Annotated in this window: 18 protein-coding genes; 14 read left to right on the forward strand and 4 right to left on the reverse strand. The window is 65.6% G+C overall.

Going from position 1 to position 23,455, the window contains the following annotated elements; genetic code table 11:
* The first annotated feature begins 149 nt into the window (after positions 1-149).
* Positions 150-1,580, forward strand: coding sequence for a DUF6880 family protein (locus tag SALB1_RS10445; RefSeq protein ID WP_109993813.1), 1,431 nt, complete (start codon positions 150-152; stop codon positions 1,578-1,580).
* Here the strand turns inward: SALB1_RS10445 and pyrE are convergent.
* Positions 1,577-2,227: an orotate phosphoribosyltransferase gene (gene pyrE / locus SALB1_RS10450; RefSeq protein ID WP_109993814.1), complete on the reverse strand. Its 651-nt coding sequence runs from the start codon at positions 2,225-2,227 to the stop codon at positions 1,577-1,579. The genes SALB1_RS10445 and pyrE overlap by 4 nt on opposite strands.
* 114 nt (positions 2,228-2,341) lie before the next feature.
* Here pyrE and SALB1_RS10455 point away from each other — a divergent pair, with 114 nt between their 5' ends.
* The 3 genes from SALB1_RS10455 to SALB1_RS10465 are packed head-to-tail and all read left to right on the forward strand — an operon-like array spanning position 2,342 to position 5,921.
* Entirely contained in the window at positions 2,342-3,133 is a 792-nt protein-coding gene (locus tag SALB1_RS10455) for an exodeoxyribonuclease III (protein WP_109993815.1), read from the forward strand.
* Positions 3,117-4,529, forward strand: a complete 1,413-nt coding sequence (locus SALB1_RS10460) for an AmpG family muropeptide MFS transporter (RefSeq protein WP_109993816.1) — start codon at positions 3,117-3,119, stop codon at positions 4,527-4,529. Before SALB1_RS10455 ends, SALB1_RS10460 begins: the two co-directional genes overlap by 17 nt.
* 18 nt (positions 4,530-4,547) lie before the next feature.
* The gene (locus tag SALB1_RS10465; protein WP_109993817.1) at positions 4,548-5,921 is read left to right on the forward strand and encodes a DUF4139 domain-containing protein; all 1,374 of its coding nucleotides are present in this window, start codon (positions 4,548-4,550) and stop codon (positions 5,919-5,921) included.
* Positions 5,922-5,945: 24 nt separating this feature from the next.
* On the opposite strand, the gene SALB1_RS10470 is transcribed toward SALB1_RS10465, so the two are convergent.
* Positions 5,946-6,833 carry a polyprenyl synthetase family protein gene (locus SALB1_RS10470; RefSeq protein WP_109993818.1) on the reverse strand — a complete coding sequence of 296 codons (888 nt, stop codon included), beginning with the start codon at positions 6,831-6,833 and terminating at the stop codon, positions 5,946-5,948.
* A 173-nt stretch (positions 6,834-7,006) separates the two neighbouring features.
* Here SALB1_RS10470 and shc point away from each other — a divergent pair, with 173 nt between their 5' ends.
* The 10 genes from shc to SALB1_RS10525 all read left to right on the forward strand — a co-directional run bounded on the left by shc (position 7,007) and on the right by SALB1_RS10525 (position 20,399).
* Entirely contained in the window at positions 7,007-10,036 is a 3,030-nt protein-coding gene (gene shc / locus SALB1_RS10475; protein WP_109993819.1) for a squalene--hopene cyclase, read from the forward strand.
* 63 nt (positions 10,037-10,099) lie between these two features.
* Positions 10,100-10,825, forward strand: a complete 726-nt coding sequence (locus tag SALB1_RS10480; protein ID WP_222843025.1) for a hypothetical protein — start codon at positions 10,100-10,102, stop codon at positions 10,823-10,825.
* Positions 10,822-13,443, forward strand: coding sequence for an MMPL family transporter (locus SALB1_RS10485; protein ID WP_109993821.1), 2,622 nt, complete (start codon positions 10,822-10,824; stop codon positions 13,441-13,443). The genes SALB1_RS10480 and SALB1_RS10485 overlap by 4 nt, the downstream gene beginning before the upstream one ends.
* 51 nt (positions 13,444-13,494) lie before the next feature.
* Complete coding sequence (locus SALB1_RS10490; protein WP_109993822.1) at positions 13,495-13,782, forward strand: hypothetical protein; 288 nt, start codon at positions 13,495-13,497, stop codon at positions 13,780-13,782.
* Between the two features lie 3 nt (positions 13,783-13,785).
* Positions 13,786-14,787, forward strand: coding sequence for a hopanoid-associated sugar epimerase (gene hpnA, locus SALB1_RS10495; protein ID WP_109993823.1), 1,002 nt, complete (start codon positions 13,786-13,788; stop codon positions 14,785-14,787).
* On the forward strand, positions 14,784-15,281 hold the full coding sequence (locus SALB1_RS10500) for a DUF2147 domain-containing protein (protein WP_109993824.1): 498 nt from the start codon (positions 14,784-14,786) through the stop codon (positions 15,279-15,281). Before hpnA ends, SALB1_RS10500 begins: the two co-directional genes overlap by 4 nt.
* A gap of 294 nt (positions 15,282-15,575) precedes the next feature.
* Positions 15,576-16,730 carry a phosphonopyruvate decarboxylase gene (gene aepY / locus SALB1_RS10510; protein ID WP_109993826.1) on the forward strand — a complete coding sequence of 385 codons (1,155 nt, stop codon included), beginning with the start codon at positions 15,576-15,578 and terminating at the stop codon, positions 16,728-16,730.
* 513 nt (positions 16,731-17,243) lie between these two features.
* Complete coding sequence (gene hpnH, locus SALB1_RS10515; protein WP_109993827.1) at positions 17,244-18,386, forward strand: adenosyl-hopene transferase HpnH; 1,143 nt, start codon at positions 17,244-17,246, stop codon at positions 18,384-18,386.
* A gap of 68 nt (positions 18,387-18,454) precedes the next feature.
* Positions 18,455-19,576: a glycosyltransferase gene (locus tag SALB1_RS10520; RefSeq protein ID WP_109993828.1), complete on the forward strand. Its 1,122-nt coding sequence runs from the start codon at positions 18,455-18,457 to the stop codon at positions 19,574-19,576.
* Between the two features lie 181 nt (positions 19,577-19,757).
* Positions 19,758-20,399 carry an ABC transporter substrate-binding protein gene (locus SALB1_RS10525; protein ID WP_109993829.1) on the forward strand — a complete coding sequence of 214 codons (642 nt, stop codon included), beginning with the start codon at positions 19,758-19,760 and terminating at the stop codon, positions 20,397-20,399.
* 96 nt (positions 20,400-20,495) lie between these two features.
* On the opposite strand, the gene idi is transcribed toward SALB1_RS10525, so the two are convergent.
* Positions 20,496-21,098 (reverse strand): isopentenyl-diphosphate Delta-isomerase, encoded by a 603-nt coding sequence (gene idi, locus SALB1_RS10530; RefSeq protein ID WP_109993830.1) that lies wholly within the window; start codon positions 21,096-21,098, stop codon positions 20,496-20,498.
* Entirely contained in the window at positions 21,095-23,389 is a 2,295-nt protein-coding gene (locus SALB1_RS10535; protein ID WP_109995382.1) for a hydroxymethylglutaryl-CoA reductase, degradative, read from the reverse strand. Before SALB1_RS10535 ends, idi begins: the two co-directional genes overlap by 4 nt.
* Positions 23,390-23,455 lie beyond the last annotated feature (66 nt).

A 23,455-nucleotide genomic window follows, 5' to 3' on the forward strand; every position in this document is an offset into this window, starting at 1 on the left:
ATACAGTCCGCAGCGGATATTGCAACGTGCGCAGCCGCGCGAAACCACGGCTCGAAGAGACGACAATCCAAGTCTCAATCGTAATCGGCTTGTCGGTAAAATAATTCAAGACCGGATTCTCCGAGTTCGAACTCCATGCAGGCACACCCATCGCATCCAGAAAAACACTGAACGCCCGGAATCTCGAAGCCCTCGGCGCGCCGCGTCTGGCCGAATTACTGCTGGAGATCAGTGCGGGCGACGCCGCGGCCAAGCGTCACCTGCGGCTGGCATTGGCGGGTTCAATGGGCGCGCCGGAAGTTGCGAAGGAAGTCCGCAAGCGGCTGACGACGATCGCCCGATCGCGCTCGTTCGTGGACTGGCAGAAACGGGATGCCCTGATCCGGGATCTGGATGCGCAACTTGACGCGATAGTCGACCAGGTCGCGCCCGCCGAGCCGCGCGAGGCCCTGGAACTGCTGTGGCGTTTCCTGGGCCTGGCCGGTTCAATCCACGAGCGCTGTGATGACAGTAGCGGGCGCGTCGGTGATGTATTTCATTTTGCCCTGACGCGGATGGGGCCGATCGCCGAGTCCGCCGGTGTGGCGCCGGACGCGCTCGCCGACCGCACTTATGATGCTCTGGTCGGCAACGATTACGGCCAGTACGACGGCCTGATCGATGTGCTCGCACCGGCGCTCGGCGAGCAGGGTCTGGCGCATCTGAAGGAACGCATGATCGCGCTGTCCAACACCCCGATCGAGAGGCCGCCCGAGGCCGAACGCGAAGTCATTGCCTACGGCATGGGTGGCCCGATCTATGCCGACGAAATGGCTGAGCGCTCGCGCGTCAGTACCGTCGAGCTCGCCTTGAAGGATATTGCCGACGCTCAGGGCGACGTCGACGCCTTCATCGCTCAGTACGATGAGGCGACCCGTCGCGTGCCGAAAATCGCAGCCGACATCGCACAGCGCCTGCTGGCGGCCGGCCGGGCGCAGGAGGCCTTGGACACGATCGAGGCCGCCGAACATCGTCATGGCGGCTGGCCCGATTTCGACTGGGAGGATGCGCGCATCGCGGCTCTCGATGCAGTCGGTCAAGGCGATGAGGCCCAGGCCGCGCGCTGGTCGGTTTTTCAACGTGCCTTGTCGGCGTCGCATCTCAAGGCTTATCTCAAACGCCTGGACGACGATCTCGATGCCGAGGAGCAAGCACTCGACCAGGTCCGGCGTCATCCGGACGTGCTCCAGGCTCTGGGATTCCTGAAAAACTGGCCCGATCTGGACCGGGCCGCGCGGCTCGTGATCGAGCGCGCCGCCGAAATGGACGGCGACTACTACGAAATCCTGGCGCCCGCGGCCGAAGCATTGGCCAGCCGTAGCCCGTTGGCCGCCACCCTGCTGCTGCGCGCGATGATCGACTTCACACTCGAAAACGCCCGTTCCAAGCGCTACAAGCACGCTGCCCGGCATCTTGAAGAATGTGCCCGCCTGGCCGACGCGATCGACGACTTCCGCGGCTTCGAGACCCACGCCGACTACGACGCGCGGATACGCGACAAGCATCGGCGCAAGCCGTCGTTTTATCGGCTTATTGCCTAGACCACGCCGTACTGCGCCCGATAGGCCTGGATCGCGGCGACGGTGGCCTCGCTGTAGCGACCGCGCGCGTAGCCGATCACGTCGTCCAGCGTGGCCACCGCGGCGGTGGGAATGCCTTCGTCGGCGGTGAGTGCCGCCAGCGGTGAGCGGTCGTCGGTGCCGCGCTCCTGGCGGTCGAGGGCGATCAGCACGCCGGCGACTTCGGAGCCGGCGGCGCGGATCAGGTGAATCGCTTCGTGCACGGCGGTGCCGGCGGTGATCACGTCGTCGACGATAACGACGCGCTTGCCTAGCGGGGCGCCGACCAGCGTGCCGCCTTCGCCGTGGTCCTTGGCTTCCTTGCGGTTGTAGGTGAACGGCACGTCGCGGCCATGCTCGGCGAGCGCGCAGGCGACCGTGGCCACCAGCGGAATGCCCTTGTAGGCCGGGCCGAACAGACTGTCGTATTCGATGCCCGAGTCGGCCAGTGCGGCGGCATAGCCGGCGGCCAGGCGCTTCATGCCGGCGCCGGAGGCGATCTCGCCCATGTTGAAGAAATACGGCGACACACGGCCAGATTTGAGCGTGAATTCGCCAAATTTCAGGGCGTTGTAGGTATCGGCCAGGGCCAGGAAATCCTGGCTGGTGTCGGTCGCGTCGGCGGGCATCGGGCGCACTCCGGCGTTGTCGGGATCGGGCGATGAGCCCGTATGATAAGCGTTGATCCGGGGCGCGGCGAATCGCGGTGCCGATGTTTCATCAACGATCCAAGGAAAGCGTGCATGCGGGTGATGTCCTTCAACGCCAACGGTATCCGGGCGGCCCAGCGCAAGGGTTTTTTCGAGTGGATGGCTGGCCAGGACCCGGACGTGGTCTGTATCCAGGAACTGAAGGCCCAGCAGCACCAGCTCGACGGCGTGGCGGCGTTCTGGCCGGCGGGTTACCACTGCTTCTATGAAGAGGCGACCAACCGCCGCGGCTACTCGGGGGTCGCCCTCTACAGCAAGCGCGAGCCGGATGCGATCGTACGTGGCATGGGCCACGACGAGTTCGATGCCGAAGGGCGTTACATCGAGGCGCGTTTCAATCGCCCCGGGGGCGACCTGCGCATTGCCAGTCTGTATGCGCCGTCCGGCTCCTCCGGCGATCACCGCCAGGATTCCAAGGAGCGCTATCTGTTGTATTTCGTGGATTTCCTGCGCCGGCAGGCCACCGCCCCCGGCGAGTATCTGATCTGCGGCGACTGGAACATCGCGCACAAGGAAATCGATCTCAAGAACTGGAAGAACAACCGCAAGAACTCGGGGTTTCTACCGCACGAGCGGGAATGGATGGACCGGCTGTTCGGCGAGGTCGGGCTGGTGGATGTGTTCCGCGAGATCAATCCGGACGAGGATCAGTTCACCTGGTGGTCGAATCGCGGCCGGGCCTGGGACAACAACGTCGGTTGGCGTATCGATTATCACGTCGCCACGCCGGGCCTGGCGGAACTGGCCACCGCTGAATACGTCTATCGCGAAGCGCGTTTGTCGGATCATGCGCCGTTGACCATCGATTATGACTTCGAACTCTGAGTATCGCGTCGCCGGGCGTTCGGGCGGCAGTCAGCGCAAGGATGCGGCCGGGCGGCGCGATTGGCGCCGTGCCGTGGCGATCTATACGCAGCCGCGCGTCATCGGCATGGGGTTTCTGGGTTTTTCCTCGGGACTGCCGTTTCTGCTGGTGTTTTCCACCTTGTCGGCGTGGCTGACCACGGCCGGCGTGTCCAAGACCACGATCGGGTTCTTTTCCTGGATCGGGCTGACGTATTCCATCAAGTTTTTCTGGGCGCCGGTGATCGACCGGCTGCCGTTACCGGTTTTGCATCGGCTGTTGGGGCGGCGACGTGGCTGGATGTTGCTGGCACAGGCCGGGTTGATGACGGGATTGTTCGGCATGGCCGGCACGGACCCCTCGGCCAATCTTGAGCAGATCGCCTGGTTCGGTCTGCTGGTGGCGTTTTCTTCGGCCACGCAGGACGTCACTATCGATGCTTGGCGGATCGAGGCCGTGGCCGAGGATCTACAGGGCGCGATGGCTGCGACCTACCAGGCCGGCTACCGGATCGCCATGCTGGTGGCCGGTGCAGGGGCGTTCTATATCGCGGCCGGCGCGTCGTGGTCGGCGGCGTATTATGTGATGGCTGCACTCGTGGGCGTGGGCATGGTCACGGTGCTCGTGCTGGGCGAGCCGGACGCCTCGATCACTCGCGATACCGAGATTCGTGAGCAGTGGGCCGTCGACTGGCTCGATGCGCGCGCTCATCAGCCTGCCTGGCTGCGCGGCATCGAGCGCTGGGTGATTGGCGCCGTGGCCTGTCCGTTCTGGGATTTCTTTGCCCGCTACGGCCGGCAGGCGATCCTGATCCTGCTCGTCGTGAGCCTGTACCGGCTGGCCGAAATCACGCTGGGCGTGATGGCCAACCCGTTTTATCTCGATTCCGGCTATACCCCGGAGCAGATCGCCAGTATTTCCAAGGTCTTCGGCCTGCTCATGACCCTCTCGGGCGCGGGTATCGGCGGGGTACTGGTGGTGCGGTTCGGCATTCTGAAGCCGTTGCTGGCCGGTGCGATCCTGTCCGCCCTCGCGAATCTGGTCTTTGCCTGGCTGGCCACGATTCACAACCCCGGTCTCGGCGCGCTGACCGTGACCATTTCGGCCGAGAATCTGTCCGGTGGACTGGCCGGCTCGGCGTTCATCGCCTATCTATCGAGTCTAACCAATACCGCGTATACGGCCACGCAGTATGCGTTGTTTTCGTCGCTGATGACGTTGCCGGGCAAGTTCGTCGGCGGCTTTTCCGGCTGGGTGGTCGACCATGCTGGCTATACCTGGTTTTTCATCGATACATCGATTGCCGCCCTGCCGGTAATCGCGCTGCTGGCCTGGCTGCTGGCCCGCTCGGACAGCGAGCACGTGCCGGCCACGTAATAAAAAGAGGAGACAATCATGCACAGCCGATGGATATTCACGCTCGCCGGCCTGGCCGCGATCGCACCCTCCGCGTTCGCCGCCACGGACGTCGGCTCGAATCATACGGTCGATGCGATCGCACTCTACAGCCAGGGCGCGGCGGTGGTGCAGGACAGCCGTACGCTTACGCTCGAGCAGGGCGAGCAGACGGTGTCGTGGCCGATGATCGACGCGATCCAGCCAGATACGCTGTGGCTGTCGGGTAAGGGTGTGCAGCTGACTGGCTTCGACATCAACGCGCGTGGCACCGGCGTGTCGGGCAGTCATTTGTCGGATCGCATCGGCCGGTCGGTGACGCTGCGTGCGCCGGGCGGCGAGACGCGCCAGGGCACGCTGGTGAATGTCGATGGTGATACGGCCTACGTTCGCGTCGACACTCGTATCGAGCGCATCACCGCGGCCTCGCCGGTCGAGATCAGCTGGCCGGTGGGTAAGAGCCGGGGCGGTGCCGGAAATAGCGGTTCGGGGCTGACAATGAATCTGGACGCCGACAAGTCGGGCCAGCAGAAACTCACCGTCACCTACCAGAGCAAGGCACCGAGCTGGCAGGCCAGCTATACCGGGCGCTTCCATCCGGCGAGCGGCAAACTGCGGCTGGTGAGTCAGGCGTTGATCGACAACAGCGGACACGAGGCGCTCGATGCCAGGCAGGCCTGGCTGGTGGCGGGCGATACTTCGCGTGCCCATGGTGGCGCGCCGCGGCCGATGATGATGGCCAAGATGGCCTCGAGTGAATCCTCCGCGGCCGATCAGCCGCAGGCGGTCGGCGATGTATATCGCTACCCGCTGGCCCATGGCCTGCACGTCAAGGCTGGCGCCGTGAAATCGGTCGCGCTGATGCAGCCGATCAGCGTGGAGGCGACACGCCGGTATCGCTTCGAGAACTATGCGCTCAGCGATACCGGTAACAGTCGCCAGCACGCCCAGGTCAGCCTGGCGTTCGACAACAGCTCGGGCCGGCCGCTGCCGGCGGGCGCGGTGCGCATCTACGATGCAGGCCACGCCGCGCAGCTGATGGGCGGCACGCGGATCGACAATACCCCGGCCGGCGCGCCGGTAACGCTCGCGCTGGGCGGCGCGTTCGATATCACCGGTATACACCGCGTCACGAAAACAACCCGCGGCGACAACGGCGTGAAGACCACCCGGGTGCGCGTCGAGCTGTTCAATGCGGGTGACAAGGCGCGCCAGGTGACGATTGCCGAACGGCTGCCGGCCGGCGCGAAGCTGGCCGACGACGCCCCCAGGACCCGCGGCGGCTCGGCCGAGAAGCCGGAATGGCGGGTCAGCGTGCCGGCCGGCGGCCACCGGACGCTGCGCTATCGCTTCCTGCAGCCGAAGTCGTCGTAACCGGACGCGAGCACCGGGTGGTCCTCAGTGATCGCGTTTGACGATTTCGGCGGCGATCGCGCGCAACGGTTCGGCGTTGTCGAAGATATCCAGCGCGGCGGTGGCTTCCGTATACAGGCGCTCGGCCAGCGCCTTGGCTGCGTCCAGGCCAAGCAGCGCCGGGTAGGTCGCCTTGTGGTGGGCGATATCCGCGCCCTGGGTCTTGCCGAGTTTCTCGGTGGATGACTCGATGTCGAGTACATCGTCGCGCACCTGGAAGGCGAGCCCGATGCGGGTGGCGAAGATATCGAGCGCGGTGCGCTGGTCTGGCGACAGGTTTTCGGCGGCATCCGCGGCCATCATCACACAGGCCGCGAGCAGGGCGCCGGTCTTGAGATCGTGGATCTGTTCCAGGTCGTCGATGGTGACGTCGTCGCGCCCCTCGGCGCCCATGTCGAGCACCTGCCCGCCGACCATGCCGCGCGAGCCCACGGCATGTGCGAGCGTCGCGATCTGGGCCGCGCGCGCGGCGGGCGCATCATCCAGCCCGCCGTGGGTGGCTACGATCTCGAACGCCAGCGACTGCAGGCCGTCGCCGGCGAGGATGGCGGTGGCCTCGTCGAAGGCGATATGCGTGGTCGGCCGGCCGCGCCGCAGGTCGTCGTCGTCCATGGCCGGCAGGTCGTCGTGGACCAGCGAATAGGCGTGGATGCATTCAATGGCAACGGCTGCGCCATCGACTTTCGTCATCGGAACGCCCAGCACTTCGGCCGCAGCATAAACCAGCCGCGGGCGTACGCGTTTGCCGGGCGACAGAGCCGCATAACGCATGGCTTCGTGCAGTCGCGCCGGCGATGTGTCGGCGCCGGGCAGGCACGCGTCAAGCATATGTTCGATGCGTTGGCTATAATATGGTGCTTGATATTTATCCATGGTTAGTTCGCCGTCCCTTATGGCCGGACAAATTGTCCGGCAGCTCGATAGGCGGGCTAGCTAGCCACTGAAGACCGGCAGCGTCAACTCGATGTGGCGCTTGACCGGTGCGACGATGCGCCCTGCGGCCGCGGCGTGTCGCACACGCTTGAAAACCTGGAAATCGTTCGTTCATGTCACAAGCCCCTATGCAGACGGATTCCGGTCGGCGCGCGCTGGCCTTTCAGGATGAGATCCTGCCGCATGTTTCGCGCACCTTTGCGTTGACGATACCCGAGCTCCCGGAGGCACTGCGGGTGGCCGTCGGCAATGCCTACCTGCTGTGCCGTATCGCCGACACCATCGAGGACGATGCCGAGCTCGACTACCAGAGCAAGGCGGCCTGGCATGCCGAGTTCGTGCGCGTGGTCGAAACCGGCGAGGGCGGTGCCGACTTCGGCCAGCGTCTGGCGCCGTTGCTGGCGCCGGCCACGCTCGACGCCGAGCGCCGGCTGGTCGCGCACACGGACGATGTGCTCACCGTGATGCACGGTCTGCGCCCGGCCCAACGGGCCGCGGTCGCGCGCTGTGTGCGCATCATGTGCGACGGCATGCCGGAATACGAACGCGCTGCGAGCGCCGATGGCCTGCCGACACTGGCGCATCTCGACCGCTACTGCTACTTCGTGGCCGGTGTGGTAGGCGAGATGCTCTCCGCGATGTTCACGGATTACGAGCCCGCCATGGGCGAGCATGATGCCGAGCTGAACCGGTTGGCCGTATCCTTCGGCCAGGGTCTGCAGATGACCAATATACTGAAGGATATCTGGGCCGACCACGGACGCGGTGTGTGCTGGCTGCCGCGCGACGTGTTCGCGCGCCACGGTTTCGATCTGTCGGAACTGGGCAAGCGCGGTGCCGACGAAGCGTTCGCCGCCGGATTGTACGAATTGATCGGCCTGGCCACCGGGCACCTGCGCAACGCGCTCGAATTCACCCTGCGTATTCCCGGGCATCAGAAGGGCATGCGTCGCTTCTGCCTGTGGGCGATCGGGCTGGCGCTGCTCACGCTCCGCAAGATCCAGGCGCATCCGTATTTTACCGATGGCGCGCAGGTCAAGGTTTCGCGTCGCAGCGTGCAGGCGACCGTGCTCACCACGAATCTCGCGGTGGCCGACGACGATCGCCTGCGGCATCTGTTTCATATGACCGCGGGCGACCTGCCTGCGCTCACGCCGAAACTGGCGGATGATCCCGCCGCGCCGATCAACGATATCGCCGAACTGCCGCGCCGGTCGCCGGCAACCGCGACCCGGCCCGCCGGGCTGGACGACGCCATCGAGGCGGCCGAGCAGCGCCTGTTCGCCGACCAGAACCCGGATGGCCACTGGCGCTACGAATGCGAGGCCGATGGCACGATCCCGGCCGAGTACATCCTGATGATGCATTTCATCGGCGATGTCGATACCGCATTGCAAGCGCGCGTGGCCAACTTCATCCGTTACAAGCAGGCTGCGCACGGCGGCTGGCCGTTGTACTACGGCGGCGATCTCGATCTGTCGTGTTCGGTGAAGTGCTACTACGCGCTAAAGCTGGCCGGCGACGATGTGGACGCGCCGCATATGGCGCATGCGCGCGAGGCGATTCTCGCGCGCGGCGGCGCCGGTCAGGTCAACGTGTTCACATTGATCGCGCTGGCCCAGTTCGGCCAGGTGCCCTGGCGGGCCGTGCCCTTCATTCCGGTGGAGGTCATGCTCATGCCGGAGGCTTCGCCGTTCCATCTGTCGAAGGTCAGCTACTGGTCGCGCACGGTGATGGTGCCGTTGTTCATCCTCACCAGCCTGCGCACCATGGCGCGCAACCCGGCCGGGGTGAACATACGCGAACTGTTCACGATTCCGCCCGAGCAGCAGCGCGATTTCGTGCCCGCGCAGAACGCCTTGCAGCGCGTATTCAAGGGGCTTGATCTGGTCGGGCGGAATTTCGAGCCGCTGATCCCGAAATTCGTGCGCAAGCAGGCGATTAAAAAAGCCGAGAACTGGATCATCGAGCGCCTGAACGGCACCGATGGCATCGGTGCCATCTTTCCGGCGATGGTCAATGTCTACGAGGCCCTGGGCGAGCTCGGCTATCCGGCCGATCACCCGTACCGCGCCAACACCCGCCAGGCGATCGACGATCTGGTGTATGACCACGGCGACATGGCCAACGTGCAGCCTTGCATGTCGCCGGTCTGGGATACCGGCCTGGCCAGCCTGGCGCTGCAGGAAGCCGCGGGCACGGGCGACACCCCGGTGGTGCGCGCCGGGCTCGACTGGCTGGCCGCGCGCCAGGTGCTCGACGGCCCCGGCGACTGGCGGCGGGATCATCCGGACCTGCCCGGCGGCGGCTGGCCGTTCCAGTACGCCAACGATTACTACCCGGATCTGGACGATACCGCCGTCATCGCCTGGGCGATGGTCAACACCGGCGACGGCGCGACCTATGGCCGTGCGATCACGCGGGCGACCAACTGGCTGGTCGGCATGCAGTCGTCGAATGGTGGGATTGCGGCCTTCGATACCGACAACAACCACGAATATCTCAACGAAATCCCGTTCGCCGATCACGGCGCGCTGCTCGATCCGCCCACGGCGGACGTCACCGCCCGCGTCATCACGCTGGCCGGCCTGCTGCAGCGGCCCGAGGACCGGCCGTTCATCGAACGCGCGATGGCCTATCTCCGGCGCGAGCAGGAGGCCGACGGCTCCTGGTTCGGCCGCTGGGGCACGAACTACATCTACGGCACCTGGTCGGTGCTGATGGCGCTCGAGGCGCTCGGTGAGGACATGAGCCAGGACTGGATCCAGCGTGCCGTGGCCTATCTCAAGGGCATGCAGCGCACCGACGGCAGCTGGGGCGAGGACAACGGCACCTACTGGGACCCGCCGCGCGGACGCTCGGATGTTTCCACCAGTTTCCAGACGGCCTGGGCCATGCTCGGTCTGATGGCGGCCGGCGAGCGCGGCTCGGCGGCACTGGCGCGGGGCGCGGCCTGGCTGATCGACCGGCAGGGCGCGGACGGCGCCTGGCACGATCCGGAGCACACTGCCCCGGGTTTCCCGCGTGTGTTTTATCTCAAGTACCACGGTTACACCCGCTACTTCCCGCTCTGGGCATTGGCGCGGTACCGCAATCTGCACGGCGATCCGGCGTCGGATGCCGGCACGGCGGGTGCCGACTGAGCCAATGTCTGTCGTTTGTCGTCCAGTAGGGCCGCGCCCTGGCGGGTGCGCCAGGCCCCCGTGTTGAGTCTGCCGGTCGCGCAGCTCGGCATTATCGCGGCGTTGCCGGGCGAGGCCCGTGCCCTGGCGCGGCTGCGTCCGCGTGGGCGTGCGCGCCTGTCCAGCGGCGCGCAGCTCGTGCTGTCGGGCATGGGCGCCGATCGCGCCGGAGCCGCGGCGCGCCAGCTCGCCGATGACGGTGTCTCGGTGCTGATGAGCTGGGGCACCGCGGCGGCGCTTGCGCCCGGTATCGATCCGGGCGCGCTGATGCTGGCAACGCGCGTTCTCGGCGCCGACGGTCACGTCTGGCATACCGATGCCGGCTGGCGTGGCGCGCTGGCCGCCGGTCTGGCGCCCGCGCATCAGGTTTTCGAACAGCATCTGGTGGAAACGCCGGCGCTGGTTGCCGATGCTGCGGCCAAGCGAGCCCTGTACGAACGCAGCGGCGCGATTGCCTGCGACATGGAAAGCGCGGCCATCGCGGCGGTTGCGGCCGAACGCGGCCTGGCCTTCGTGAGCGTTCGCGCGATCATCGATGATGCCTCGATGGCGTTGCCGCCGGTCGCCCGGGCCGCGATGGACGCCGACGGGCGCCTGCGCCCGGCCGCGCTGCTGGCGGCCCTGGTTGGGCGGCCGGCGTCCATGCATGTCCAGCTCCGGGCGTTGAAGAATCTGGCCGTGGCCTTTCGCGCCGCGCGCATGACCCTGGCGGATGTCGCGGCGGTACTTCGCGGCGAGGTGCTCAAGTGACGCGTGCACTGGAACGGGCGCTGGCGGCCTGGGTCGAACTGATGACACGCCACGCCGCCTGGGTCGTTCTGGCCGGCGTCGTCATCACGCTGGCCGGGGCCTGGTATTCGGTCACCCATCTGTCGATGGACACCGATAACGGCAATCTGATCAGCAGTAAAGTGCCCTGGCGCCAGACCCACATCGCGTACAACAAGGCGTTTCCGGTCTACAAGGACAACCTGGTGGTGGTGGTCGACGGCTCGACCCCGGACATCGCCGGGGCGGCGGCCGACCAGTTGACGAAGGCGCTGCGTGGCCAGCCGTCGCTGTTTGCCGATGTGTACGAGCCCGGCGGCGGCCATTTCTTCGCGAAGAACGGGTTTCTCTATCTTTCGGTGGACAAGCTCAAGTCGCTGTCGACCCGGCTGACCCGGATCCAGCCGTTTCTCGGGCGCCTGTCGGCCGATCCGACGCTGCCGACGTTCTTCGACATGCTCGACCGCGCCATGGCTCCGGATGCCCCGGTCGACATGAATCTGTCGCCGGTTTTCAGCGAGCTGGCCGCCACCTTCGATGCCAGCCGTGCCGGGCACTATAATCGGCTGTCCTGGCAGCAGCTCATCGGCGGCGACCAGCCGGGTGTTTCCAGCCAGCGCTTCATCATCGTGCGGCCCAAGCTCAACTACGGTGCCTTGCTGCCTGCGCAAAAGCCGATGCAGGCGATCCGCGACACCGCCAAGCGGCTGCATCTGGATGCCGCTCATGGCGTGCGGATACGCGAGACCGGCGAGGTCGCGCTCTCCGATGAAGAGCTGGCCAGTGTGACGCAGGGCGCGGCCTGGGGCGCGACGCTGGCGTTCATCGCGGTGGGCGTGATTCTGTATCTGGGGTTGCGTTCGTGGGCGCTGATGGGCGCCTCGCTCATCAGCCTGATCGCCGGCCTGGTCGGCACCGCAACGTTCGCGGCACTGGCGGTCGGGCGGTTGAACCTCATTTCGATCGCCTTCGCCGTGCTCTATATCGGGCTCGGCATCGACTACGCGATTCACGTCTGCCTGCGTTACCGCGAGGCGTTGGCCGAACTCGGCGGGCGCGTGGTCAGTCGGGCCTCGGGGGTCCGGCATGCCCTGGCCGCGGCCATAGCCGACGTCGGGCTATCGCTCACGCTGTGCGCGATCACGACCGCGGGCGGGTTCTTCGCCTTCATCCCGACGGCATATTCCGGTGTCGCCGAACTCGGGTTGATCTCCGGCGTGGGGATGTTCATCAGCCTGGTCGTGAGTCTCACGTTCCTGCCGGCGGCCATCGCCTTGCTCAAACCCTGGGTCCCCAGTTCGAGTGCCACGGCCAGCCGTTGGGCGCCGTTCATCGGGCGTCGGGGCCAGCGCACGATCTGGGTCGCCTCCGCGGTGGTCGCGCTGGGCTGTGTGGTTGCGTTGCCGTTCATACGCTTCGATCCGAGTACGCTGGATCTGCAGAATCCGAACGACGAGGCGGTGCAGACCTACCGCGATCTGCTCGCGCATAGTAAGCATTCGCCGCTGACGCTGGTGACCATGCGTCCGAAGCTGGCCCAGGCCAAGCAGCTGGCGGCTCGCATCGCCAAGCAGCCGCATGTCTCCGGTGCGATGACGGTCGCGGATTTCGTGCCTGCGCACCAGGACGCCAAGTTGTCGATCATCGGCGATCTGGCATTGACGCTGGCGGTTTCACCGCCCGATATGACCAAGCGGGCCGGTTTTTCCGCCCGCAAACAGGCGATCGCCGATTTCGCGCAGCATCTGGCGGCGTATCGCAAGCGCGACAGCAGTTCGGATGCCGATGCCGCGCAGCGCCTGGCCAAGGCGTTGTCGGCCTGGCGCGGATGGTTTTCACAACAGAGTCCGGCGGCACAGAAGCGTATTCTGGCGACGATGCACGATCGCGTACTCGCCGGCCTGCCGCGCCAGGTCGACCGACTGGCCGATGCCATGAACGCGTCACGCATCACCTTGCAGAACTTGCCCGAGAACCTGAAGAAACGATGGATCGGCACCGGCGGCCAGTATCGGGTGGAGGTCTCGCCCAAGGGCAATCTCAATCACGAATCGACGGTGCGGGCCTTCGTCAACAGCGTGCGCCAGGTCGCACCGCATATCACCGGGGCGCCGGTGCTCGAACTGTCGGCCGGGCATACCGTATCGCAGGCGTTCGTGCATGCGTTCATCTATGCCGGGGTGTTCATCACGCTGTTCCTGCTCGTACTGTTGCGCAGTGTGCGCGACACGCTGCGTGTGCTGGCGCCACTGGCCCTGTCGGGGCTGATCCTGGCCGCGGCGACGGTGGTGTTCGATATCCCGTTCAATTTCGCCAACGTGATCGCGTTGCCGCTGTTGCTCGGTGTGGGGGTGGACAGCGGCATTCACGTGGTCCATCGGCTGCGCCAGCGCGAGCACCATCGGCCGTTTCTGGGCACCTCGACCGCGCGCGCCGTCATACTGTCATCCCTGACCACCATGGCCGGCTTCGGCAGTCTGGCGTTCTCGCATCATGCGGGTACTGCGAGTATGGGACAGTTGCTCACGATCGGTATGCTGGCGGTTCTGGTGACAACCCTTATTGTCGCGCCAGCGCTTTTTCGTATCCTGCGGGATTAAGGCTTAGGGCCTAGGGCCTAGGGCCGGGGGCCGAGGAGGGAATCCACCAGCATGTCGGAACCGAACGATTCGGCAAGCGAGAATCAGGGCGTGCGGTCGCATGCGCTGAATGCGCGCCGGGCCTGGCCTGGGGCGCCCGCGCGCATGGTGTGGGCGGATGTTGGCGCGCTTGCGCGATCGGGTATCGTCGAGCATGCCGGCGCCGAACCGGCCTGTGACGCGGTTCACTCGGCGCTTTTGTTAGATATAAAGGTCGTGCTCTATTTGTTGTTGCCCGGGGGCGCGATCCGGCCGGGTTGGTATTTCCGCGTGCCGAGCGCGCGGCCGAAGGAGGGTTAGGCCATGCGCGCCCTGGTAACCGGAGCTACGGGATTCGTCGGCAGTGCGGTCGCACGCGCTGCGCTGCGCGAGGGTTGGACCGTGCGCGCCACGCGCCGTGCGACCAGCGATCTGAGCGCGCTGGAAGGGCTCGACCTGGAATATGCCGAGGTCGATCTGTCGGATACGGCGGCCCTGGCCGAGGCCATGCGCGACTGCGACGCGGTGTTTCACGTCGCCGCGGACTATCGCCTGTGGGCCGCCAATCCGGACGAGCTCTACGAAAACAATGTCGAGGGGACCCGCCGGATCTGCGAGGCGGTGCGTATGGCCGGCGTGGCGCGCGTGGTTTATACCTCGAGCGTGGCGACACTCGGCATCCCCGGCGACGGCACGCCGGGCGATGAAGACACGCCGGTGGGCTTGCAGGACATGATCGGGCACTACAAGCGGTCCAAGTACCTGGCCGAGGAAGTCGCCCGTGAATACGCCGCCGATGGGCTGGATATCGTGATCGTGAATCCGTCGGCACCGATCGGCCCGCGCGATCACAAACCCACGCCGACCGGGCAGATGGTGCTTGAGGCCGCGGCCGGCCGTATGCCGGCGTTCGTGGACACCGGCCTGAACGTAGCCCACGTCGATGACGTGGCGCGCGGACATTTACTGGCGCATGCCCATGGCCGGACCGGCCGGCGCTATGTGCTGGGGGGTACCGACATGACGCTGGCGGCGATTCTGGCGTTGGTGGCCGAGATCGTGGATCGCCCGCCGCCGCGCGTGAAGCTGCCACACAATCTGCTGTTGCCCGTGGCCCACGTCGCCGAAGCACTCGCCCGCATCACCGGCCGGCCGCCGAAGGTGACGGTTGACGGTGTCAAGCTGGCCAAGAAGCGCATGTTCTTTTCCCATGCGCGCGCCACTGCGGAACTCGGCTATCGTGCACGGCCGGCGCGCGACGCGTTGGCCGATGCCGTGGCCTGGTATTACGCGCATCGCTACCTGCCGCTCGGGAAACGGCCGTGATTCGTCGGTTCGCGCTGGCTACGGCGCTGGTGGTGGCGTCGATGACGGCGCTGGCCGACGCGCCGCCGCCGGCGGCTATTGTGGGGTTCTGGCGTACCGCGAAGGGCGGGGCGGTGATCCATCTCGTCGAGGAACATGGCAGTTTCGTGGCGCGCCTCGTCTGGCTTGAAAGTGATCGCTATCCTGCCGACGCCCCCCGGGGTATGGCTGGACAACCTCTTCTGGACCGCCACAATCCGGATGCGTCGAAACGCGATCGGCCGCTGATCGGGCTGCGCCTGATCAAGGGCCTGGATTATCGGGTGCGGGATAACGATCGAGCGCGCTGGGAGAACGGACAGGTCTACGATCCCGGTCGGGGCAAGTGGTTCGACTGCTATCTCTGGCTCGCCGACCACCGCCATCTGAAGCTGCACGGCTACGTCGGAATCCCGGCCCTGGGTCGGACCACCACCTGGACCCGCGTGCCCGATCCCCGCGTCGCCGCGGATTGAGGCGCCCTCCACCGCGCCGGGCGTGATTTCACCCGCCCCCGGGGTCGGCGGCCTCGCCGCGAGTGCAGGCGACAAATCCCCGATATCCCGCATGATCCGGCCGGATGCCGCGCGCCCGCCGGCCGCGGCTGTGCGGGCCGGCCGTGACGTCGCCCCGTGCCGGCGGCGACAATGGGCCGGCGGGCACGCCGAACGGCCGCCGCATGGGTGTGATGCACGCGCCGGTCATTGGTGCGCGGTCGACGATCCCGGCGCGTTGCGTGCCGCATCCGAATTTGCTGAAGGAACCTCGACATGACGCTCCAGGCCAATGACTTCATCGACCGCGCTGCCGAATACGGCTACGACTTCTATGCCGGCGTACCGTGTTCGTTTCTTACGCCGCTCATCAATACGGTGATCGACAACGACCGGCTGACCTATGTGTCGGCGGCCAACGAGGGCGATGCCGTGGCCCTGGCGGCCGGCCGGGCGCTGGCCGGCAAGCGCGCCGTGGCCATGATGCAGAACTCGGGGCTCGGCAACGCGGTCTCGCCGCTCACCTCGCTGACCTGGGTGTTCCGCCTGCCGATTCTGCTGATCGTGACCTGGCGCGGCGCGCCCGGAGTGGCCGATGCGCCGCAGCACGAGCTGATGGGGCGGATCACGACCGACCTGCTCGATAGCATGGAGCTGCCCTGGGCGTTGTTCCCGGACGATGCCGGCGCCGTGCCCGAAACGCTGGCGCGCGCCGAGGCGCACATGAACGAGACCGGTCGGCCGTACGTACTGGTCATGAACGAGGACAAGGTCGCCCCGGCCGAACTGGCCAGCCAGGATTCGCCGACGCAGAGTCGCGGCGCGATCACCTTCCGGCCCGCGCCGCCGAAGACGCCGAGCGTCTCCCGGCGCGATGCACTGGCCCATCTGGTCGATCGGACGGATCCGGCGCGCAGCGTGATCATTGCCGCCACCGGCTTTACCGGCCGCGAACTGTATGCGATCGCCGATCGCCCCAATCATTTTTACATGGTCGGTTCCATGGGCTGTGCGCCGCTGCTCGGGCTAGGGCTTGCCATGGCACGGCCCGATCTCGACGTGATCGTGGTCGACGGCGATGGTTCGGCGTTGATGCGTCTGGGCGCCATGGCGACCCTGGCGGCCTACGGGCCTACCAACCTGCATCATCTGCTGCTCGATAATGGCATGCACGAGTCCACCGGCGGCCAGGCGACGGTGTCGTCCGGGCTGTCGTTCGCGGCTATCGCCGCCGCAGCCGGCTACCGCACGACTTACGAGGGCCACGAGCGAACCGTGATCGATCAGATGCTGGCCGGCAGCTCGCAGGGCCCGGCGTTTTCGCATCTGCACATCGCGCCGGGCATCGACAAGGCCGGCTTGCCGCGGCCCTCGGCCGCGCCGATGGAGGTCAAGGCGCGGCTGATGGCGCATATCGGCGTCGGCTCGTAAGCAGTATGCCGTGACCGCAAGAGACGCTGTTCGGCCGCCGGCGCGGCCGAACAGGGGCGCGGTACGCCGTTCATGCCGGCCAGTCCTGCGTCTGATGTCCGGGCTGCCGCGCAGACTGAACAAGCGGATCCAGCCCCGCGGGGGCGCCGCCCGCGGGGCTCGTTCAGGCGGAGCCGGATGCCGGAGCGTTCTACTTTCGTATCGGTTACCGGACGGTTTGCCCTATGATGTGCGGCATGGTTACTTCAAAAATGCAGGGTTTGTGAGCAACACGGGCGTGGTGGCCTGACCGGCGAGACTTCCGTATTTCCACCCTGGGGAATCTCGATAGTCGCGATCTGGATGACCTGATTGCGAGAATTGCCGGGATCACCGCATGCTGATATGCCACAATAGTTCTTAACGAAACATACATATGTACAATGCAGTGGTGCCTGCGGCATCGCCGCATTACATCTGCTGCGCTCGGAGCGGCTCGCAAGCCGAACGCCGAGCCCAAAAGAAGAGGTCGAAATGGCAGTACCGTTGATTCAACAGTACAAGGTCGCGCGCTACATCATGGGGCAGAAGATCGCCCGACGTGAACGCTACCCGCTGGTGCTGATGCTGGAGCCCCTGTTCCAGTGCAACCTCGCTTGCGCCGGCTGCGGCAAGATCGACCACCCGAAGGATATCCTCAAGCAGCGCATGAGCGTCGAGGATGCCTTGAACGCGGTCGACGAATGCGGCGCGCCCATGGTTTCGATCCCGGGCGGTGAGCCGTTGATCCACAAGGATATGCCCGAGATCATCAAGGGCATCGTGGCGCGCAAGAAATTCGTCTATCTGTGCACCAACGCGCTCCTGATGAAGAAGAAGATGGACGACTACGATCCGTCGCCCTACTTCACCTGGTCGGTGCATCTGGATGGTCTCAAGGCGCGCCACGACGAGTCCGTGTGCCAGGAAGGCGTGTTCGAAAAGGCCGTGGAGGCCATCGAAATGGCGCGGGATCGCGGTTTCCGCGTCACGATCAACTGCACGCTGTTCGACGGTGAAGTGCCGGAAGAGGTCGCCGACTTCTTCGACTATGTCACCGATCTCGGCGTGGAAGGCATTACCGTCTCGCCGGGCTATTCCTACGAGCACGCGCCGCGTCAGGACGTGTTCCTCGGCCGCTCCAAGGCCAAGAACCTGTTCCGCGAGATCTTCCGCCACGGCCGTGAACGCGGCGCCGACTGGAAACTCAACCATTCGTCGTTGTACCTGGACTTCCTGGCCGGCAACGAGACCTATCAGTGCACGCCCTGGTCGAACGTAACCTACAACATCTTCGGTTGGCAGAAACCCTGTTACCTGCTGGTCGACGAAGGTTACGAGAAGACCTTCAAGGACCTGATGGAAAACACCGAATGGGAGAATTACGGGGTCGGCCGCAATCCCAAGTGCGACAACTGCATGGCGCACTGCGGCTATGAAGGCACGGCGGTCGAGGACACGTTCGCGCATCCGCTGAAGGCGTTCAAGAGCATGGCCCGCGGTCCGCGCCTGTCGGGCGACTTCGCCGAGGAGCTACCGATTCTGTATGGCGACCGCGCGCAGGCCACGGCGACCAAGATCCCGATCTCGCAGATCGGCCGCCGCGAGTCGACGCCGAAGGAAAAGGAACTCGGCTAGCGCCGGGCCCGCCTTCGCCTTTGCAAGGTCGTCGGTTGCGCCGACGGCCTTTTTTTGTATCCGACGTTATGCTGCTGACCCTTCTTGCCCTGATTTCCCTGATCGTCTGGCTCGGCCTGCTGGCCCAGCCCTGGCTGCCCTGGTTGCTGCGCGAGCGCTTCGCGGCGCGGGCAAGCGACGCCGATACGGCCGATCTGTCGGACGTGACGGTGCTGATCCCGGCGCGCGACGAAGCCGAATCGCTGGAACGAACGTTGGCGGCGCTCGCCCGTCAGGGCGCCGGACTTTCGGTGATCGTGGTCGATGACAATTCCAGCGACGGCACGGCCGAGATCGCACGGGCCGCGGCGATTGAGCGGCTGACCGTCATCCAGGGGCGAGCGTTGCCCGATGGCTGGACCGGCAAACTCTGGGCGCTGGAGCAGGCGCGCCAGCAGGTGAGCACGCCGCGTGTCGTATTACTGGATGCTGATATCTGGATTGCGCCGGGCACGATCGCCGGGCTCAAGGCGAAGGCGATCGCCGAGGATCGCCAGATGGTGTCGTTGATGGCGCATCTGCGCATGACCCGCATCGTCGAGCGGTTGCTGATCCCGGCGTTCATTTACTTCTTCAAGCTATTGTATCCGTTCGCGCTTTCCAATCGCGGCTCGCGTCATGTGGCGGCAGCCGCCGGTGGCTGCGTATTGATCGACGCCGCGGTACTGGAGCGCATCGGTGGCTTCGGTGCGCTGGCCGATGCCGTGATCGACGACTGTACGCTGGCCCGTTGTGTGCGTCGCGCCGGTGGACGCACATGGGTCGGGGTCACCCATGCCGCCACGAGTCTGCGCGGCTACGACGACTTCGCGGGCATTCATGCGATGGTGGCGCGTTCGGCCTATAGCCAATTGCGCTATTCGCCTTGGCTTCTGGCCGGCTGCACGCTGGCCATGGCGTTGATGTTCTGGGCCCCGCCCGTTGCGCTCGTTTTCGGTGATGCGAGCGCACGCGGGCTGGCGATCGCGGCCTGGTTCGCGATGGCAGTGAGCTATCTCCCGACGCTGATCTATTACCGCTTGTCTTGGCTTTGGGCATTCGCCATGCCGTTGATCGGCACCATTTATCTGGCGATGACCTGGTCATCGGCGCTGCGCTACTGGCAAGGCGTGCGCACCGCCTGGCGCGGTCGTGCCTATCATCGCTCGTGATGATCGGCGGCGCGGCCAGCGACTGCAGCGCGTGCCGGCGCTCAGGGTCGTTTTCGGTATATTCAGGATACATAAAACCGGGCTGCGGTTTAATTTGCTTGATGGGTCGCATGTCGGCCCCATATCGAGGGACGTGCGGCACGACACGGTGCAGCCTGGGATTGAGTCAAGGAAGCCGAGAATGAAAGCAGCGACGCGTTTATTGCGAGGTCTGGTGGCCACGGGCGTGATCTTTGCCTGTGTCAGTGTCTGGACGGCGGCGGCCGCCGAGCCGGCGCGCAGCGTGGTCGAGAATCTAGACAGCCAGTTACTCGCGACCATGAAACAGGGCAAGCAGCTCGGTTTTGCGGGGCGCTACAAGAAGCTGGCGCCAGTGATCGATCAGTCGTTTGATCTGGACCGCATCGCCAAGCTCGCGCTCGGCAACAAATGGTCCAAGCTCAGCCCGGAGCAGCAGAAGCAGTATCAGCACATGTTCCGCGAGGACACGCTCGCGACCTATGCGTCGCGTTTCGACAGCTACAGTGGCCAGACCTTCAAGATCAAGGACGTCAAGAACGCCCCGGGCGGTCGCCGTCAGGTGAATACGGTGATTGTGTCCGGCGGTGACCGGATACCAATCAATTATGTTCTGGACAACGAGGGCGGCGACTGGAAGATCGTCAACGTCGTGGCCAAGGGGGTCAGCGATTTGGCGCTCAAGCGCGGCCAGTACACCAGTTCCATTCAGGGCAAGGGCGCTGACGGCTTCATCAAGCAATTCAAGGCGCAACTCAAGAAATACCCGAGCATCCCCAGCGTGCCGGCGAATTCCAGCACATGACAGGCGCCTGCCAACCCGGTATGTAGGCCGCCGGCTGGCCCCGATGCCGCGGGGGCGGCCGGTGCTTAGGTCAGTCGTCGACCGGGGCGGATCACGTTAGCCGGACTGACTGTCGCCTGCGAGCAGTCGAGCCACCGTGGCCCAGTGCGCCTCGCGAATGCGGGGCCATTCCATCTTGATCCACGGTGTGTAACGCTTGGGGTGTGCGGCCAGATCCGCATCGAGTGCCTCGGGCGCGACGAACGAGAAATCCGCGATTTCGTTCGGGTTGCCGGTGACCGGCGCATCCGAACGGGCGGCGAAGACTGAGCACATCTCGTGTTCGGCCCCGATGTCGCCGAACTGTGCGTGGTACTCGAACTTGTAGAGATAGGTGACATCCGCGTCGATGCCGATCTCTTCGCGCAACCGCCGCTTGGCGGCCTCGGCGACGGTTTCGCCGCGACGCGGATGGCTGCACACGCTGTTCGACCAGAAACCGCCCCAGAGCTGCTTGGCGTCGGCCCGCTGCTGCATCAGCACGTGGCCTGCGCTGTTGAACAGAAAGATCGAGAACGCGCGATGCAGCACACCGTCGCCAAGATGCGCCTCGGCCTTGGGCATGTGGCCGAGCACGTTGTCGTCGGAGTCGACCAGGATCAGGGGTTCGTCGTCGAAGGAAACAACGTCGGCGTCGCCGGCATCGATGTTCGTGCTCATGAGCGTATTTCCGTGATGAACGAGTTGTAGCCCGCAGCCCGCATCGCCGAGGCCACATCCTGGATTTTATCGTGTTCGGCCACCGCTATCATGGCGCCGCCACCGCCGCCGCCCGTGAGCTTGGCGCCCAGGGCGCCGTGGCTGCGGGCGATCTCGACCAGTTCCTCGATCTCCCATGACGAGACCTGCAGGGCATTGAGCAGCCCGTGATCGATGTTCATCAGATCGCCCAGCTCGGCGATATCGCCGCGGGCCAGGGCGTCGACCCCGGCCAGGGCGAGTGCGTCGATCTGGTCGAATATGGCTTCGTAGCGGGCCGGGCTCTTCTGCCAGGCGGCGCGCACGTTGCCGACTGTCTGGGCGGTGAGCGTGGCCACACCCGATAGGCCGATGACGACCGGAATTGGTCGCGCGGTGGCCAGATCCCGGATCTCCGGGCGGGCGGCGGGGTTGTCCTTGCGGAACAGGATCGGCCGGCCGAAGGTCGCCAGCGTGTTGTCGATACCGCTCGGCGTGCCGTGGGCGATTTTCTCCACGTCGAAGGCTAGGTTCGAGATCTCGCGTTCGGACAGCTTGATGTCGAAGCACCGGGCCATGGCCCGGATCACGGCCACCGCCAGGGCGGCTGAGGCACCGAGGCCATTGGCGCGCGGTACCCGCGGCGACACATCGATGCGCATGCCGCGATCGGCCACGCCAAGACGTTCGGCGATCAACGAGATCGACTCGTGCAACGAACTGATCTTGCCTTCGGGCTCGGAAAAACGCATTTCCACGCCCCAGCGCGGGATCAGCAGATCGATTTGCTCGGGCTGGGGCCTGACTTCGGCGCGGACGTTGAGGGGAATCGGGGCCGCAATGGCATGCCGGCCGTAAACCACCGAATGCTCGCCGAGCACGATGATCTTGCCGTAGCCCATGTCGCCGGTCGCCTCGCCGTAGCCGACCACCTCGGGTTCCGGCGTACGTGCGGCCCCACTGCCGTGGTGTTTCTCGGTGGCGCGACGCTCGTCCAGTTCCGTCAGAATCTCGCGTGCCCGCCAGACCTTGATGTCGCCATGCGCGATCAGCCGGTCCACGACTTCATCGAACTGGGCGTCGCTTGCGCCGGCGGCCATGGCCACACTGCGGGCATGCAGCGTCATGTGGCCGCGCTGGATACCGTGCGTCGACAAGGCCTTGATCGCGGCGAAATTCTGCGCCAGCCCGACCGCGCACATGATCTCGGCCAGTTCGGCCGCGGATTCGATGCCGAGCACGCGATGCGCGATCTTGACCGCCTGGTTGGACTCGACCTGGCCGCCGACGGTGCCGACCTTGAGCGGCAGTTCGAGTTCGCCGACCAGATTGCCGTCGTTGTCCGCGGTCCAGCGTGTGAGCGAGCGATAACGGCCGGTGCGCGCGGCATAGGCATGCGCGGCCGCCTCGATCGCGCGCCAGTCGTTGCCGGTGGCGATGGCCACGGCATCGATGCCGTTCATGATGCCCTTGTTGTGTGTGGTCGCGCGGTACGGGTCCATCTCGGCGAATTCGTTGGCCAGGATGATGCCGTCGCGGACCTCGGCGCCGGAATAATCGCCGGCCTCGAGCAGGCTCGGCGGGATCACGGCCTTCGCGCGCACCAGCGCGCGGTCGGTCAGGTTCGACAGAATGCGCAGAAACACCTCGCCGCCGCTGATCTTCTCGATCAGCGGGGCCGCGCCCTCGCACATCGTATTGACCAAGTTGGCGCCCATCGCATCCCGGGTATCCACGATCAGATGCACCACCAGCATCTCGCCGTGGTCGGCGGTGGTGCCGTGGGTGAGCACTTCCACGTCCCGCGCGCCGCCGCCACGCGCGACCATGTTCGGGTGCAGGCTGTTGGCGAGATTCAGGATCTCTTCCTTGGCCTGCAGGATAGCCTGCTTGGCGTGCGCGGCATGCGGTACGTTCACGACCTGGATCTGGCCGATCAGCATCGGCCGCTGGGCGGTCGAGCTGAAGCCGCCGGCCCGGCGCACCAGCTTGGCCGCCGAAGACACGGCGGCGATGATCGAGGGCTCCTCGACCACCATCGGGATCAGGTAGTCGCGATCATTGATCTGGAAATTCAGGCCCAGTCCCATCGGCAGCCCGAAGGCCCCGATGACGTTCTCGATCAGCCGGTCGGCCTTGTCGGCATCGAGTAGATGCGTGCCGTCCACCAGCATGTCGTATTCGGTCTCGCTGATGACCTCGCGCTCGAGCAGGGCGCGCAGACGATCGGCGACCGAGAACTTGTAGAACTGGGGAATACGGGAATGACTCATGCGAAACGAACCCTCGCGCGGGATGATCCAAGACACCGACAGCACATCGATATCGTTGTCTAATAC

The sequence above is a fragment of the Salinisphaera sp. LB1 genome (assembly GCF_003177035.1).
Lineage (GTDB): Bacteria > Pseudomonadota > Gammaproteobacteria > Nevskiales > Salinisphaeraceae > Salinisphaera.